The following is a 15,116-nucleotide window of genomic DNA, read 5'->3' as shown; positions in this document are numbered from 1 at the left end:
TCGACACGCGTAACCATCGTGAACCTGGAGCGGCTAGGTGGGAGAACTGCTGCACCTGCAAGCCGGTAGCACTTTCGGTATCGGCGTGTCGACGAAGTTCAACAGGGCAATGTGGGAACGATTTGCGCGTCAGACGGCGATCACCAAGGCAGGCTTTCCCATGGTCTCGCCATGCCCTGGCAGTGCGCCGACCCGCAGGGAATGTCGCTCAAAGGCGCGGCGGTAGCGACGACACTACCACGGGCTGAACGGGCAAACCGAAGGTCTTCAGCAGGGACTTGATTTCGCACCGAAGGTTCAAAATTGTACAAGATTAAATAAATGTACAACCTTGCCTAAAGTTTATCGCAGCGGCTGCCGATTGATTATCTGAAACGTCACCATTACAAGACGAGAACACTTGCGCCCGGCCCGAGCGCGCCTCTGTATGAGGCGTCTCACGAACAGTGAACCGCGGTCGCCGAACGCTTTTCAGGGAAGGAGCCCCGCCCACTCAACATCATTTTTTGCGGACCTGCCCCATGAACAATAACTCCAATTCGACTGCCGAACTTGCCCAGACCGGCGCAGACCTGAACTCCCTCCTCAGCGCTATCGACCGTTCCCAGGCCGTGATCGAATTCGATCTGCAAGGGAACGTGCTGTATGCCAACCAGAACTTTCTCGAGTGCATGGGTTACGACCTCGAAGAAATTCGTGGGCGCCATCACCGGCTGTTTTGCATGCCCGACTATGCGACCAGCAAGGAATACCTGATGTTTTGGGAGAAGCTGGGCACCGGCAAGTTCGATGCCGGCCAGTACCAGCGTCAGGCCAAGGACGGACGGCAGATCTGGCTGCAGGCTACCTACAACCCGGTGATGGACAACAATGGCAAGCCTTTCAAAATCGTGAAATTTGCCAGCGATGTCACCGAAGTGCGCAATCGCAATGCCGAATGGGAAAGCAAAATCGAGGCGATCGAGCGTTCACAGGCGTTGATCGAATTCAGCCCTGAAGGCTATGTGTTGACCGCCAACAGCAAGTTCCTCTCGGCCTTGGGCTACACGCTGGACGAAGTCGTGGGCCAGCACCACCGGATGTTTTGTGAACCCGAATACGCCGCGTCTTTGGCATACCGCGAATTCTGGGAGAAGCTGAGCAAGGGCGAGTACGACGCCAACGAGTACAAGCGGCTGAGCAAGGACGGTCGGGATGTCTGGATTCAGGCGTCCTATAATCCGATCCTTGATGCCCAGGGCCAGGCCTACAAGATCGTCAAGTTCGCCACCGACGTAACGGATACCAAAGTTCGCACAATGGAGCACGAAGGCAAGGTCAACGCCATTAACCGCGCCCAGGGCGTGATCGAGTTCGACCTGAGCGGCAATATCCTCTCGGCCAACGCCAACTTCCTTGATCTGGTCGGTTACCGGATGGAGGAATTGAAGAACCGCCATCACTCGCTGTTTTGCGAACCCGAGTACGTCAAGACCACGCCTTATCGTGAATTCTGGGGCGCGCTGAGCAGCGGCAAGTTTTTCACCGGGCGCTTCATGCGCATCAGCAAGTACGGTCAGAAAATCTGGATTCAGGCGACGTACAACCCAGTGTTCAATGCGGTGGGGCAACCCTACAAGGTGGTCAAATTCGCCACCGACATTACCGCTCAGGTCGAGCTGGAAGAAGCTATTGAAGCCAAGACCCAGGCGATGGATGAGTCCGTCACGCGTCTGATGCAGGCCATCGACGAAGTGGTCAAAACCACTGGCGACGCCAACGATCAGGCGCGCATCACCCAGGATGAAGCCCAGCGCGGTTCCCAGACCCTCAGCGAGGCGTCTGCGGCGATGGACACCATCGGCAAATCGGCAGAAGACATTCAGGAAATCATCGAGGTGATCAGCACGATCGCCGGTCAGACCAACATGCTCGCGTTCAACGCCGCGATTGAAGCGGCGAGGGCGGGTGAGCATGGCCTGGGCTTTTCAGTGGTAGCCGACGAAGTGCGCAAGCTCGCTGAAAAGTCTTCGCAAGCCACCACCAAGATCAACAAATTGATCCAGGAGACGGTCCGCCGCATTAACTCCGGCAGCGAGATCTCCCGCAGCGCAGGGAGCGCGTTCGAGCGCATCGTTGCCGGGGTGGAAAAGACCAATGGCGCGATGACGACCATCGGCGCGGCGACGCAAGAACAGCATCATCTGGCTGAGCGGGTCGCTGAACTGATCGGCGAGCTCAACCGTATCAAGCTGGCGACCGGGTTGGGCAAGGGCTTGAGCGCCCCAGGCCAGGTTGAAACGCTATGAGCGACGCCGTGGCGTTTGGGGTAATCAAGCTGGGCGCTCTGGAAGTTGCGATTGAAGCTCAGGCACTGGAGCAGGTGATCAACTGGCCCACCCGGCTGCAGCCCCATCCGCTGCAAGGCGGGGCATTGCTCGGCATGTTCAGCCTGCGCGGGAAGGCGCTGCCACTGATCGAGCTGCGCTCGCTGCTCGGCGAGCACGATGCGTCCCGGCACGATCCGCTGGAGATGGTTGCCATCGTCAATCATCAAGGCCGACGCCTGGGCATTGCGGTCAGCGGCGTCAGTGACGTGATGAAAGTCGAGGCGCGAAACCTGTGCCGTCTTGGCGGGGAGGGCACCGCGGTTGCGCTGCTGCCAGAACTCGTGATGCTGGAACATGAACGAATGATTTACCGGCTCGACCTGAACGCGTTGTGTGGCTTGCCGCAGGTGTTGACTGCGCACTCGGGCGATGTCGCCCATCCAGTACAAGTGCAGGACCAATCCCAGGCGCTGCGTCACTTGCTGTTGTTCGAGTGCGAAGGAAAGCGCTACGCCGTGGACGCGAAAGCCATTACCGAACTGGTCGACCGCCCGGACATGCTGCCGAGCAAGCTGGGGGCGATTATTGCCTGGGCGTCGTGAACCGGCGCGGGGTTGATGTGCCTGCCTTGAGCCTGAACCGGATATTGGGCATTGATCGTCCGGCAATGGCGCAGCCCCAGAATCAATTGCTGGTGTTGACCTCGGTAGAAGGCTATCGCATCGGTCTGGTCTATGACCGAATGATCTCGATCGTGCGCAAGCGTGCCCATGAAATCCTGCCGCTGCCCCGCTATGGATTACGAGAGCCCGGGATGTTTGCCGGTGTTGTCGGGCTGGAGAACGGAGACCAGGCATTGTTGCTTGAACATTGCGATTTGCTGGAACGCTCGGAGACGCTCAGTTTCGCCAGGATCTATCAGACCGGCCCGCCAAGCAGGACGCGCTAGGCGATCGCCTCGCGCAGATGAACCAGACGTGCCTGCTATTCCAGGCGGCGCAGCAGTTTGTGGTGCCGCTTGATCAAGTGTTGGAAATCCTTGATATGCCCGAGCACTTTGTCCGGTTTGCGCAACCGGACACCCATTTGCTGGGCAGTTTCAATTTGCGCGGCGAGCAAATTCCGCTGGTCTGCCTGAGCAGTCTGGTAGAAGGCACCACGCCTCCCGGCAATGCCCTGGAACGGGTGCTATTGGTTAAAGGCGAGGTTAATAACTTCGGGCTGGTGGTCAACCGTACTGACTCCATTGAAACCTTCACCCACCCGGCCTCCGAGCATCCCGAAGGGTGGGAGCGAAGCGCGAGCATCAGGGGGTCGGTCAATGACCGCATGCGCAGCCTGGTGAGCATCGGCAAGGGCGATCAGGTCCGCTGGATGACGCTGATCAATTTGAGCAACGTCGTCAAAGGGCTGGAAAAGGCCGAGGCTCAGGAAGACACCCAACGCCGCGCCGGCTGAGCAACAGATGATGGCCCCCAAGCCCACTGAACAGCCTGGTCGCTGCTATTGGATGGACTGTCCAACTGTTTGCCTGGCAACACGTATCCAGCAAAACGTTGTTTGCCAGGCTTTCGATAAATACTTTGCCGGCGGGTTAACTCGCTGAAATTTATGTGAATTATTAGCTGGCACAGTTGCTGCTATTTCCACTTCAGGAAGGTGTTCAAACCGTACCTGGCGACCACGCCAGGCGGCTCCCTTGCTCTGTCTGGAGATCGGTAGATGAGTCAGAACGCAATTAAATTCGCTTACTGGGTACCTAACGTCAGCGGTGGCTTGATCGTCAGTAAAATCGAGCAGCGCACCGACTGGGGCATCGAGTACAACCGCAAGCTGGCACAAATTGCCGAGCAGTCGGGCTTCGAGTACGGGCTCACGCAAATCCGTTTCACGGCCGGATACGGCGCCGATAACCAACACGAGTCCGTCGCGTTCAGTCATGCGTTGTTGGCGGCGACCGAGAAACTCAAGGTGATCGCGGCCATCCTTCCCGGTCCCTGGACGCCCGCCGTTGTCGCCAAGCAGCTGGCGACAATAGACCAACTGACGGCAGGCCGCGTGGCGATCAACATCGTCAGTGGCTGGTTCAAGGGTGAATTTCAAGCCATTGGTGAGCCATGGCTGGAGCATGACGAGCGCTACCGTCGTTCGGAAGAGTTCATCCAGGCGTTGAAAGGCATCTGGACAACAGATAATTTCACCTTCAAAGGTGATTTCTACCGCTTCCACAATTACACACTGCGCCCGAAGCCCATCCAGCAACCCCATCCTGAAATCTTTCAGGGCGGCAGCTCCCGCGCCGCCCGCGACATGGCTGCGCGGGTGTCCGACTGGTACTTCACCAACGGCAATACGCTAGAAGGCATCAAGGCCCAGGTGGATGATATTCGCGCTAAGGCAGCGGCCAACGGGCATTCAGTGAAGATCGGCGTCAACGCGTTCATCATCGCTCGCGAAACCGAAGAGCAAGCACGCGCGGTGCTACAGGAAATCATCGATCAGGCCGACCCTGAAGCCGTGAATGCGTTTGGCGATGCGGCAAAACAGGCCGGCAAGGCCAGTCCTGAAGGCGAGGGGAACTGGGCCAAGTCCACCTTTGAAGACCTGATTCAATATAACGACGGGTTTAAAACAAACCTGATTGGAACGCCCAGGCAGATTGCCGAGCGCATTGTGGCGTTGAAAGCCGTGGGCGTGGACCTGGTGCTCTCCGCATTTCTGCACTTTCAGGAGGAAGTCGCTTATTTCGGTAAACAGGTACTGCCACTTGTACGTGAGCTGGAAGCTTTCAATCACACTGCTTCTATTGCTCAAAGCGCCTGATACGTTGATGAGCGAGAGACATTCCAGACGCTGGAAACAGAAAAGCCCGGCGAACCGGGCTCTCTTGAACCGAAGGCTACTTATTGAGCGGCTTTCAGTTTGATCACGTCACCGGATACAGTCGTGGTGTAGCCATTCAGAACCCAGGCCCAGAACCACTTTTCCTGCACTTGAGTATTGATCAGCGCATCGCCACCTTTGGCCTGGATGGCGTAACTCTGAGCGCGGACAAAACGGTCGTTCTGACGAATCGGGATCAGGCCGAAAAGCATCAGGCCAGTGGCGCTTGCCTCACTATGGCCAACGACGGTGTACTGGCTCCTGTCATATTGCTGAGTCTTCATGGCGGTGCCGGTGCAACCCGCCAGAACCAGACCACACACTGCAGAAGCGATGATTTTGCTAAAGGACTTCACGTAAAACTCCATTGACTAAAGCCCGAATCCAATTATCGGGCGGCGACACTTTACCCGAAGGGATAACACTTAGACACATCTTCAATCTCATTCGAGGTGTCTATTAAATCCGGGGCGATTCAGATCGCCCCAATGACCTGAATGACCGATGCCTGTGACGGGAAAACATTGTTGCAGGGAAAGCCTAAAGCAAGCGCTGCATGGGCGAATGCTCTTTGCCCCAGGCATGAAATGACGCTAGATACTCCCATCCTCGCTTTGCGTAATAGTCACGTCGGTCATGTGAATCCTTGAGAGGAGCAGGTTTGCAGAGTCTGATTCAGGTGTGCGTGCTGCGTCGCTAGCCACAGCTGCCGCAACGGAGTTGCAGGCATTCAAACCATCGCCCACCGGTTTAGCGATGCCGCGCTGAGAAAACAGTCGTGGCAGCCAGCCGGGCGATATCACTGTTGCGGCGCCCGCCGTTCGGCGGAGTGATTAAGGAAACCAGGCGAATGACTGATGACCGGCGTTCGGCTAACATCGGCCATATCAAAACGACCTTGGAGATTTAAATGTCCCGCCTTGCTGAATTCCGCAAACTTGAACAGCAGCTCGCCGCCCAGCTCGCCGAACTTGAAACCCTGAAAAATGATAGCGGCTTGAAGAAAGAAATCGAATTTGAAACCAAACTGCGTGACCTCCTCGATGAGTACGGCTTCAGCTTGAAAGAGATAGTCGGCATTCTCGATCCTCAGGGATCCAGCGGTCGGCAGTCTGCTCCAGTGGCTGCCGAGAAAAAACACGTAAGGCCCGAGCGATGAAGGTTTATAAAAACCCGTTGACAGGTGAGGTCGTAGAAACCAAAGGCGGCAACCACAAGCTTTTGAAAGCCTGGAAAGGCCAGTTCGGCGACGAGGTTGAGAACTGGTTGGTTAAATGACCCGGTGAAGCTGAAACAGCCGTCGTGAGACGGCTTTTTTATGACTGCGATTGCGCCCTGACGTGAGCCATGAAGCGTCTGGAGACGCTTTCCAGGGCGGGGCTAGCAAGCCTGCGTGTTTAGTACTCAGCTTGCGAACTTGTAATCACCGCCTTTTTCGATCGCACTGATATAGGCCGGCCGCGCCTGGAACCGGTCGATCCACGCGGAGAGGCCAGGGTAGTCCTGAAGCATGCCTTGGGACTTCGCAAACTCACCAATAAAGCTCATCTGGATGTCCGCGCCGCTGATTTCTTCGCCCAACAAGTACGGGGTAAGTTTCAATGCGGTTTCCAGATACCCCAGATAGTTGGCCAGTTCAGATTCGATTCGCGGGTGCAGCGGCTTGCCGGCTTCCCCAAGACGCCCGACATACAGGTGGAGCATCAGCGGCAGCATGGCCGACCCTTCTGCGAAATGAAGCCACTGCACGTATTCGTCGTAGGTTGCGGTGGCCGGATCAGGTTGCAAACGGCCGTTGCCGTGGCGGCGGATCAGATAATCGACGATAGCGCCGGACTCGATCAGTACATGAGGGCCATCCTGAATCACCGGGGATTTCCCCAGCGGGTTTATGGCTTTCAGCTCTGGGGGCGCCAGGTTGGTTTTGGGGTCTCGTTGGTAGTGCTTGATCTCGTAGGGAAGGGCGAGTTCTTCCAGTAACCAGAGGATGCGCTGCGAACGGGAGTTATTGAGATGATGAACGATGATCATGAAATTCTCGATGAGGCTTAAGGGTGTGTAAGGACAGACTCTTGTGGCGCACCGTGGTTCTAAATGGTTGTCAGCGTTGGCTTGATCGTCTGGCGAGGCGAGCACTTGGGACGTCTAAGCCCATGGCGGTTACAGGCGCAGAATCGGTTAGCCGTCATGCGCAGGAGCCCGGAGGCTGATCGTCGCTGAACTAATCACTGCCCCTGGCCCCTAATTCTGCGCACGTTGCCCCATTCCCAGGCTGATCCTGGGTCACTCACACACGAAGGTTTGGTGAATCATGAAGAGCGAACAGGTAGAAGGCGTTGTAGAGCAGGTGGCCGGCAAAGCACAGAGCGCAGTAGGGAAACTGTTTGGTGATTCGACGCTGGAGGCGGAAGGTACCGGTCGCCAGGCTTCCGGTCAGTTGACCCAGGCCTATGGCGATGCCATGGACAGCGTCTCTGCGTTTGTTAAAGAAAAACCAGTCGCTGCAGTGGCAATTGGTGGGATTGCTTTGCTGATTCTAGACCGTCTCTTTCGCCGTTGAGTGAGGAGAAAGGGACGTTCCGATAGGGGCGTCCCTTTTAAGTCTGGATCTGCCTGCCTCCGACGCTGTCAGTCAGGAGAACTGCCTGACGGGTCTTTCGCATATTTCGACGCAGCGCGCGCCTTGCAAAAGCGGCGTTATTCCCGCACATCGCGCGGGAAGGTTCGCGTGTGCACACGCCGGATCAGCGACGACCCTGCGCGCCCGTCGGATGGCATGGCTGAGTCAATACGCGCGCAGCGGGGAGGGAGGCAGCCTTCGACACGGACGACGCCGTTTAGCCGGCCATCTCGGCCAGCCAGTCCTGCCTTAGTTGCGGTACCGCCTCGATCAAGCGCCGGGTGTAGTCATCGAGCGGGGCACTGAGCGCTTCATCAACCCGGCCCTGGCGGATGATGCGCCCCTCGCACAACACCGCCACATCATGGGCAATCTCTTTCACAACGTGAAGGTCGTGGGTGATGAACAGATACGACACGCCCGTATCCTGTTGCAGTTGCCGCAACAGAGCCAATACGTCGCGCGCAACTAGAGGGTCCAGCGCCGAGGTCGGCTCATCACAGACGATCAACTCGGGCTCCGCTGCGAGCGCTCGCGCGATGCAGACGCGCTGTTTCTGCCCGCCGGAAAGCGCGTGGGGATAACGTTGCGCAATTGTCCCGTCCAGCCCGACCCGGTCCAGCAGCGCCATGACACGTCGTTGGCGCTGATCTCGGTTCAGCGTGGTGAAAGTGCGCAGTGCGCGGTCCACCTGGTCACCAATCAGCAGTTTGGGATTGAGCGCGTTATCGGGTATCTGATGAATCATCTGTATTCGCTGCAGATGGTCTCGGGTGCGCTGGCGCAGCGTGGAGGGCAGCGTCATGCCGTCAAGCTTCATCGAGCCTGCGTCAGCCGCCAGTAACCCGCAGACCACTTTGCCGAGCGTGGACTTGCCGGATCCCGACTCTCCAATGAGCGCCAATGTACGACCCTTCGCCAGATCCAGGCAGATACCGTGCAAAACCGGTTGATGGTGATACTTGGCGTTGAGGGACTGAATCGTCAACAGCGTAGCTGTCTCGGATTGCACTGTCTGCGGGCGATTGCCTGCACGCTCGGCGCCGAGCAAGTCACGGGTGTAGGCGTGATCGGGAGCATGCAGAATCTGGCCGGTCGTGCCGTACTCCACCCGTCGTCCATGGCGCAACACCATGATGTGGTCAGCCAACTGAGCGACCACCGCCAGATCGTGACTGATGTAGATTGCCGCGACGCCGGCCTCGCGAATCACCCCGGCGATGGCCTGAAGAATCCCCAACTGCGTGATGACGTCCAGCGCGGTCGTGGGCTCATCGAACACAATCAGATCAGGCCCGCTGCACAATGCCATGGCGATCATCGCACGTTGCAACTGCCCCCTGACACCTGATGGGGATAGCGCAGAAAAAACTGTTCAGGATCGGGCAGAGAGAACCGTCGGAACAATTCCAGTGCTTTTTCCCTGGCGGCCTGTGCATCCATCAGTCCGTGCACCCTGGCGGCTTCGACCACTTGCTCGCCGAGGGTGAGCGCCGGGTTGAAGGCCGCGCCGGCAGACTGTGCGACGTAGGCAATACGCTTGCCGCGAATCCGGCGCAGTTGCGCTTCAGACAAGCGCAGCAGGTCCTGGCCCGCGAACAGAATCCGTCCACCGGTGACGGCCATGCCTTCGCGCTGATGACCCAGTATCGCCTGCCCGATGGTGGACTTTCCTGCTCCGGACTCACCAATCAAACCGAGCACTTCGCCGGCGTTGAGGGTGAAGGAAATACCCTCGACCAGTGTCCGTTGTGGCTTGCCGATGGCGACGATATGGAGCTCCTCAACAGCCAGCAGCGGCGGCGCAATGGTGCCTGGAGAGTCAAGCATGATGGCGGGCTCCCCAGGCACGGGTATTAGCGCCGAGCAGCCAGTCAGCCAGCGTATTGATACACAGCGCCAGTATGGCGATAGCGGCGCCCGGTATGAGCGCAGCCCAGATCCCGAACAGAATGCCATCTTTGTTATCGCGCGCCAGCCCGCCCCAGTCCGCGGTAGGCGGTTGAATGCCCAGCCCCAGGAAAGACAACGCAGAAAGAAACAGCAGAATGAAGACAAATCGCATGGCGAATTCGGCGATCAATATTGGCAGTGCATTGGGCAAAATCTCCCGCAGCAGGATCCAGACCAGCCCTTCGCCACGCAGGCGCGCCACCTCGATGAATTCCATGGCGCCGATGTCTGCCGCGAGTGCGCGGGCCACCCGAAGAATGCGGGTGGCTTCCAGCACCCCGAGCACAAGAATGATCACCCCGAGGGTCTTGGGCAGCGTCGCCAGAATGACCAGCGCCAGTATCAGCGTCGGGATCGCCATCAGTACATCGTTGACACGAGAGATCAATTGGTCGATCCAGCCACCGCATACGCCGGCGATGAATCCCAATGTGGTACCTGCGAGGAACGCGATAAGCGCCGCCACGGCCGTCACCGACAGCGACGTGCGGGTGCCCCAGATCAGCCGGGAAAGCAAATCTCGACCAAGATTGTCGGTGCCCAACGGCGCGAGGGCCGACGGCACATCCCAGGCCATACCGATCACTTGGTCAGGCGCGTGGGGAGAAAGCCAGGGCGCAAAAAGTCCGATGGCCATGAACAGGATCAGACCGACAATGCCGGGCAGATGGGAAATTTTTAACGCGGGCATGGACTATGTTCCGTGGCGGATGCGCGGATTGGTCAGAAGGGCGACTGCATCGGCGAAAAGATTGAGCAGGATGTAAACGGCTGACAGCACCAGCGCGCACCCCTGCACGACGGGAATGTCACGCTTGCTGATGCTGTCGACCATGTATTGACCCAGGCCCGGGTAGACAAAGACGTTTTCCACGATCACCACGCCCACCATCAGGTACGCCATGTTGAGCACGATCACGTTGATGATCGGTCCCCAGGCATTGGGCAATACGTGGCGCCACAGCACCCGCATGGGCGAGAGCCCCTTGAGGATCGCGGTATCGATATAACTGCTGCGCTGGGCACTGAGCAGCGCGGCACGGGTCATGTTGCTCATGTGGCCCAACACTGCCAGAACCAGCGTCAGCACCGGCAGGGTGATCGCCATCAGCCGCGCAGACAGCGGCATATCCACTTGCACGCTGCTGTTGCTGGGCAGCCAGGCGAGGCTCATCGAAAAAATGAAAATCAGCAGATAGCCCGAGAAGAACTCAGGCAAGGCCACGGCTGCGCGGGTGAGCAGATTCAGCAGGTTATCGACCCAGCCACCGTGAAAACGGACAGAAACGAAGCCAATGGTCAAGGCCACAGGTACTGCCACAAGCGCGGTACTGCCGGCCAGTAACAGGGTGTTTTTCAGCCGCTCCCACAAGGCGACGGAGATGTTTTCACGGGACGTCAGGCTGACGCCGAAATCTCCCTGCACCACGCCGCCGAGCCAATGCAGATAACGCCAACCTGCGGGTTGGTCCAGGCCCAGTTGCAATTTCAGCGCCTGGACCGCCGCGGGTGTGGCGGACTGGCCAAGAATCGCCGTGGCGGTGTCACCGGGCAGCAAGTTCAGGCCCGCGAAGATCAACAACGAGATCGCCAACAGCATCAGCAGCCCGGCGACCAGACGCCGGGCAATCATGCTGGTCAAACGGTTTCGCCCGGTTGCGCGACCGAAAAACGGCAGTGTCAACGCCATGAACATTATCCTTCCAGCCAGACTTTCTCGGCGGCACGGTTGCCGCTAAGCGGCACGCCCGGCACCGACGTAAAGCCCCGCACGTTTTTGCGCGTTGCTGAAAGCGCATCGGCGTACAGCGGAATGATTTCGCTGCCTTGATCGACCAGCATCACCTGGACGTCGTGGTAGATCTGTCGGCGCTTGACCTCGTCGGTTTCCCCACGCGCCGCCTTCACCAACTGGTCGAAGGCGGGCACTCGCCAGGCCGATTCATTCCATGGGGCGTTACTGGTAAACACCAGAGACAGCAGCGCATCGGCGGTAGGGCGGGCACCCCAGTTGGACGTGCAAAACGGTTTTTTCAGCCAGGTGTCGGTCCAGAAAGCGTCGTCTGGCACCCGCTCGACGTTAAGCACAATGCCCGCTTTTTTCGCCGATTGCTGATACAGCTGGGCAGCGTCCACCGCGCCGGGGAAACCGGCATCTGCAGCAGAGAGCACCAGCGGGCCATCGAAGCCTGCCTTTTGCCAATGGAACCGCGCTCGGTCAGGGTCGTAAGGCCGCTGAGGAATGTCCCTAGAGAAATACTTGCTTGAAGGAAAGACCGGATTGTCGTTGCCCAGCGAGGCATAGCCTCCCAGCACCGTGTCGATCATCTGCTGTCGATCAACGGCGTATTTCAGTGCGAGACGCCCATCCAGCGAAGTGAAGGGCGCAAGGTTGGCCAGCCCGGGCAACGTGAATATCTGGCTGTCCTTGTCGCGAACCAGCTGGATCGAAGGCATTTTCTCGATTCGTCCGACGATGCGTGGATTGACCCGATTGATGATCTGCACCGAGCCGCTGATCAACGCAGCCACCCTGGCTGTCGAATCGTTCATGGCCAACGTCTCGACCGAGTCCACATGGCCGCGCTCGGGGTTCCAGTGATTGGGGTTGCGCTTGACCAGCATGCGAACGCCGGGCTGGAAACTCTCGAGGATAAAAGCGCCGGTGCCGATGCCTTTTTCAAACGCTTCGTTCTCTGCGGTGATGACAAAATGCACCGCCGACAGCAGGGAAATAAACTCGACGTTGGGCTCTCCCAGCGTGATCGTGACCTCATGCTCGCCGGTGGCCGCAAGGCCGGTGACAGGCTCCAGATAACCCTTGACCGGGGAGGACGATTTTTCGTCGCGATGATGGTTGAGCGACCAGATCACGTCTTTCGCGCTCAAAGAGCGGCCGTCATGGAACTGCACGCTTTTGCGGATGTTGAGCACCCATTTGCGGCCGCCCTCGCTGCTCGACCAGGACTCGGCGAGTGACGGTACGATTTCGCCCTTGTCGTCGATCTCGACCAGAGCGTTGAATAGCTGGCTCCCGGTGAAATACATCCAGCTTTCAAACCAGAACGCCGGGTCCAGCCGATCGGTGGTGGAGGCGTTGTCCAGTCCGATAATCAGGTGTCCGCCCTTTTTGGGAGGTGAAGGCTCGTCGGCAAAGGCGCTCGACAGTGACCACGAAGAAGTCATCGCGGCGGTCATGGCGATCGCCCCAGTGCCCTTGATAAAAGAACGACGATCAATCATGCCGGGCATCCAGTGATTCGGTTGAAGAGTCAGCGAGGTCAAAGGCAGCCGACAGCGCTGCAATGTGTTCAGGGCCTATGCCGCAGCAGCCGCCTACGAGACTGGCGCCCTGATCAACCCATTCTTTTGCCCAGCGTAGATAGTTGGGTGGCTGAGTATCCCGACGCAGTTCACTGATCCCCTCATTGGCACCGCGCTTGTTGTCCGATGGCTCGAAGGCATTGGCGTAAACCCCCAGCGGCAGTTCGCTGTGGGCCGCCGCTTCAAGCAGGGCCGCGCTCATGACTTCCGGCGGGCTGCAGTTGAAGAGGACGGCGGCTGCGTTGAGTTCGCTCGCAGCGACCACGGCATCCCGGATGCGCTCACCGGATCTCAGCCGGGCCTTGCCCTCTGTATCAAGGGCATCGTCGAGGGTGAAGGAGAACCAGCGCGGTCGCGGATCATCCTTCAACAACTCAGCCACCAGCCGCACTTCAGCGATGGAGCTTTGCGTTTCGGCCAACCACAGATCGACATGTTCACTCAGGGCCTCAATCAGTACGCGCAGGATCCTGGCTGCCTCTACGGGCTCGAAGAGATCAGGACGGTAGGAACCGAGCGGGGAGGGAGAGAGCCCGCGACGCGCACGGGATTGACGCTGGCGGCAGCCGCAGCCCGTGCTATCGATCCTGCCAGACGTGCCAGCGAAGCACCGTTTTCTTGAAAGCGTGGCTCGCCAATGTGAAACGGCACCACGGCATAGCTGTTGGTAGAAATGACGTGGGCGCCGGCGTGAATAAACGCGTCATGGGCCTGCCGCACATATTCCGGGGCCTCAATCAGCGCCAGCGCCGACCACTCCGGCTGGCGGAACGGCGCACCGTTGCGCGACAGTTCCCTGCCCATGCCGCCGTCCAGAATTTGAATATGTTTTGCCATTGTATTCACCAGAATTCTTGATTATTTAATGCACAACTAAGGTCGCATCGTTTGCTCGTCCCCCTGAAGCAGGTGCAACGCTTCCCCGTTTATTTCCAGAAGGTCAACGTAACTTACGTCCTGTTCAGGCGCGGGGAATAATGATTGCAGGGGAGCGGCTTTTGCACGCCGCGCACTGAGCAGCAAGTGACGATGTAATCCACCCACTTCAGCAACGGTCATAAATGCATCCAAAGATCTGTCGCAAGGAAGAATTGCTTAGATTGAAACGCAATATAAAATCCGCTGCAACTTCTGTAATTGCATAAAGAACTGCCGTTTTGGCATATCCAGTGGGTGCTCCCCTGATCAGGGCAGAGGCTCAAGGGCGGGCCTGGCCGGTGACCCGGAGGCGAAAATCCGCCCGGCGGAGGTTCACGAGCGTCACTTCAGTTGGCTGCAAGGTGGTCTCGCGGAGGGGGCGAAACTTTGTGCCTATCCGTGCAACTGTCTTGATTCAAACAGCAATTCATCAGTATGTGTTATTCGCGACTCAGTCGCGTAAATCTTCAATCAGCGTTTCAGGGTTCATTACCACAAGAGTCGGAAGTTCTACCGTTTCCACCTTGAGGATGAAATGCTCTGGAGGGTTGTAAAAGTGTCCGACGCGTCTGGCAGTATTGAGATGCGCTGATGAATTCTTCATAACGTTTAATGCCAGTTACGAATTGCATCGGGACTTTCTGCTCTGGGCCAAACCTCACTGGACCTTGCTCGATACACAGGCAACCCTACAGCGCGCCCGTGATGATTTCGCTGACGCCACCGCGGAAAAAAGTACTTTCTGCTGGACCGAGGCGAAGCGCCCGCGGTTGTCGGATGTGTCGGACTCCGGCCCATGGCCGGTGGGGCTGCGGGCTACGAAATCGGTTACTGGGTCAGTCAGGTACACGCCAATCAGGGGTTGATGAAAGAGGCACTGAGGGCGTTGGTATCGAAGCTTTCCGGGCACACGCTGCGGCTGACCACGTCCTCGGCCAACCTGGCGAGTCAGCGACTGGCCGAGGCGGTCGGTTTCGAGCTCATTCAGACGATTCCTGATGCACGAACCTCGGGGCGGTACGGCGTGTGCGACACACTGGTTTATCTGCGCGGCGCGACGTGAATCCTTCCGAACCTCAGCTGAAACCCTGATCAACGCCGCCTGACCA

14 protein-coding genes and 2 pseudogenes are annotated in these 15,116 nt (G+C 58.2%); 8 read left to right on the top strand and 8 right to left on the bottom strand.

Annotated features, from left to right (window positions below):
• Window positions 1–521 precede the first annotated feature (521 nt).
• The 5 genes from JN403_RS17515 (at window position 522) to sfnG (ending at window position 5,132) form a co-directional block, all read left to right on the top strand.
• Window positions 522–2,288 (top strand): PAS domain-containing methyl-accepting chemotaxis protein, encoded by a 1,767-nt coding sequence (locus JN403_RS17515; protein ID WP_205483471.1) that lies wholly within the window; start codon window positions 522–524, stop codon window positions 2,286–2,288.
• Window positions 2,285–2,911, top strand: a complete 627-nt coding sequence (locus JN403_RS17510; protein WP_205483470.1) for a chemotaxis protein CheW — start codon at window positions 2,285–2,287, stop codon at window positions 2,909–2,911. The genes JN403_RS17515 and JN403_RS17510 overlap by 4 nt, the downstream gene beginning before the upstream one ends.
• 26 nt (window positions 2,912–2,937) lie before the next feature.
• Window positions 2,938–3,258 (top strand): chemotaxis protein CheW, encoded by a 321-nt coding sequence (locus JN403_RS17505; RefSeq protein WP_240356645.1) that lies wholly within the window; start codon window positions 2,938–2,940, stop codon window positions 3,256–3,258.
• Between the two features lie 17 nt (window positions 3,259–3,275).
• On the top strand, window positions 3,276–3,767 hold the full coding sequence (locus JN403_RS17500; RefSeq protein ID WP_205483467.1) for a chemotaxis protein CheW: 492 nt from the start codon (window positions 3,276–3,278) through the stop codon (window positions 3,765–3,767).
• A gap of 264 nt (window positions 3,768–4,031) precedes the next feature.
• On the top strand, window positions 4,032–5,132 hold the full coding sequence (sfnG, locus tag JN403_RS17495) for a dimethylsulfone monooxygenase SfnG (protein ID WP_205483466.1): 1,101 nt from the start codon (window positions 4,032–4,034) through the stop codon (window positions 5,130–5,132).
• Window positions 5,133–5,212: 80 nt separating this feature from the next.
• Here the strand turns inward: sfnG and JN403_RS17490 are convergent, their stop codons facing one another.
• Window positions 5,213–5,548 carry a hypothetical protein gene (locus tag JN403_RS17490; protein WP_122537078.1) on the bottom strand — a complete coding sequence of 112 codons (336 nt, stop codon included), beginning with the start codon at window positions 5,546–5,548 and terminating at the stop codon, window positions 5,213–5,215.
• Window positions 5,549–6,102: 554 nt separating this feature from the next.
• On the opposite strand from JN403_RS17490, the pseudogene JN403_RS17485 reads away from it, so the two are divergent.
• A pseudogene (locus JN403_RS17485) lies at window positions 6,103–6,470 on the top strand (histone-like nucleoid-structuring protein, MvaT/MvaU family).
• 126 nt (window positions 6,471–6,596) lie between these two features.
• On the opposite strand, the gene JN403_RS17480 reads toward JN403_RS17485, so the two are convergent.
• A complete protein-coding gene (locus JN403_RS17480) occupies window positions 6,597–7,223 on the bottom strand; it encodes a glutathione S-transferase (protein WP_205483465.1) in 627 nt (208 codons plus the stop codon).
• 280 nt (window positions 7,224–7,503) lie between these two features.
• Here JN403_RS17480 and JN403_RS17475 point away from each other — a divergent pair, with 280 nt between their 5' ends.
• Complete coding sequence (locus tag JN403_RS17475) at window positions 7,504–7,752, top strand: CsbD family protein (protein WP_122537075.1); 249 nt, start codon at window positions 7,504–7,506, stop codon at window positions 7,750–7,752.
• Between the two features lie 277 nt (window positions 7,753–8,029).
• Here the strand turns inward: JN403_RS17475 and JN403_RS17470 are convergent, their stop codons facing one another.
• From JN403_RS17470 to JN403_RS17445, 6 genes and pseudogenes are all read right to left on the bottom strand, one after another.
• Window positions 8,030–9,145 (bottom strand): ATP-binding cassette domain-containing protein, encoded by a 1,116-nt coding sequence (locus JN403_RS17470; protein ID WP_205483464.1) that lies wholly within the window; start codon window positions 9,143–9,145, stop codon window positions 8,030–8,032.
• Window positions 9,130–9,642, bottom strand: a complete 513-nt coding sequence (locus JN403_RS17465) for an ATP-binding cassette domain-containing protein (RefSeq protein ID WP_205483463.1) — start codon at window positions 9,640–9,642, stop codon at window positions 9,130–9,132. Before JN403_RS17465 ends, JN403_RS17470 begins: the two co-directional genes overlap by 16 nt.
• Window positions 9,635–10,456, bottom strand: coding sequence for an ABC transporter permease (locus tag JN403_RS17460; protein ID WP_205483462.1), 822 nt, complete (start codon window positions 10,454–10,456; stop codon window positions 9,635–9,637). Before JN403_RS17460 ends, JN403_RS17465 begins: the two co-directional genes overlap by 8 nt.
• 3 nt (window positions 10,457–10,459) lie before the next feature.
• Window positions 10,460–11,455, bottom strand: coding sequence for an ABC transporter permease (locus JN403_RS17455; RefSeq protein WP_240356643.1), 996 nt, complete (start codon window positions 11,453–11,455; stop codon window positions 10,460–10,462).
• Between the two features lie 5 nt (window positions 11,456–11,460).
• Complete coding sequence (locus JN403_RS17450; protein ID WP_205483461.1) at window positions 11,461–13,008, bottom strand: ABC transporter substrate-binding protein; 1,548 nt, start codon at window positions 13,006–13,008, stop codon at window positions 11,461–11,463.
• Window positions 13,001–13,926: pseudogene (locus JN403_RS17445) on the bottom strand (homocysteine S-methyltransferase family protein). Before JN403_RS17445 ends, JN403_RS17450 begins: the two are co-directional and overlap by 8 nt.
• An 877-nt stretch (window positions 13,927–14,803) precedes the next feature.
• Here JN403_RS17445 and JN403_RS25615 point away from each other — a divergent pair.
• Window positions 14,804–15,070 (top strand): GNAT family protein, encoded by a 267-nt coding sequence (locus tag JN403_RS25615; RefSeq protein ID WP_240356641.1) that lies wholly within the window; start codon window positions 14,804–14,806, stop codon window positions 15,068–15,070.
• Window positions 15,071–15,116: the final 46 nt, after the last annotated feature.

Source organism: Pseudomonas sp. 15A4, from assembly GCF_016925575.1.
Taxonomy (GTDB): Bacteria; Pseudomonadota; Gammaproteobacteria; order Pseudomonadales; family Pseudomonadaceae; genus Aquipseudomonas.
The sequence above is the reverse complement of the archived record's forward strand: the minus strand, read 5'-3'. Positions and strand labels throughout refer to the sequence as shown.

Coding starts and splice junctions, on each gene's coding strand:
- JN403_RS17480 (WP_205483465.1), bottom strand. CDS start 7,223: ATGATCATCGTTCATCATCTCAATAACTCCCGTTCGCAGCGCATCCTC.
- JN403_RS17465 (WP_205483463.1), bottom strand. CDS start 9,642: ATGCTTGACTCTCCAGGCACCATTGCGCCGCCGCTGCTGGCTGTTGAG.
- JN403_RS25615 (WP_240356641.1), top strand. CDS start 14,804: ATGGCCGGTGGGGCTGCGGGCTACGAAATCGGTTACTGGGTCAGTCAG.
- JN403_RS17475 (WP_122537075.1), top strand. CDS start 7,504: ATGAAGAGCGAACAGGTAGAAGGCGTTGTAGAGCAGGTGGCCGGCAAA.
- sfnG (WP_205483466.1), top strand. CDS start 4,032: ATGAGTCAGAACGCAATTAAATTCGCTTACTGGGTACCTAACGTCAGC.
- JN403_RS17450 (WP_205483461.1), bottom strand. CDS start 13,008: ATGATTGATCGTCGTTCTTTTATCAAGGGCACTGGGGCGATCGCCATG.
- JN403_RS17500 (WP_205483467.1), top strand. CDS start 3,276: ATGAACCAGACGTGCCTGCTATTCCAGGCGGCGCAGCAGTTTGTGGTG.
- JN403_RS17455 (WP_240356643.1), bottom strand. CDS start 11,455: ATGGCGTTGACACTGCCGTTTTTCGGTCGCGCAACCGGGCGAAACCGT.
- JN403_RS17460 (WP_205483462.1), bottom strand. CDS start 10,456: ATGCCCGCGTTAAAAATTTCCCATCTGCCCGGCATTGTCGGTCTGATC.
- JN403_RS17510 (WP_205483470.1), top strand. CDS start 2,285: ATGAGCGACGCCGTGGCGTTTGGGGTAATCAAGCTGGGCGCTCTGGAA.
- JN403_RS17515 (WP_205483471.1), top strand. CDS start 522: ATGAACAATAACTCCAATTCGACTGCCGAACTTGCCCAGACCGGCGCA.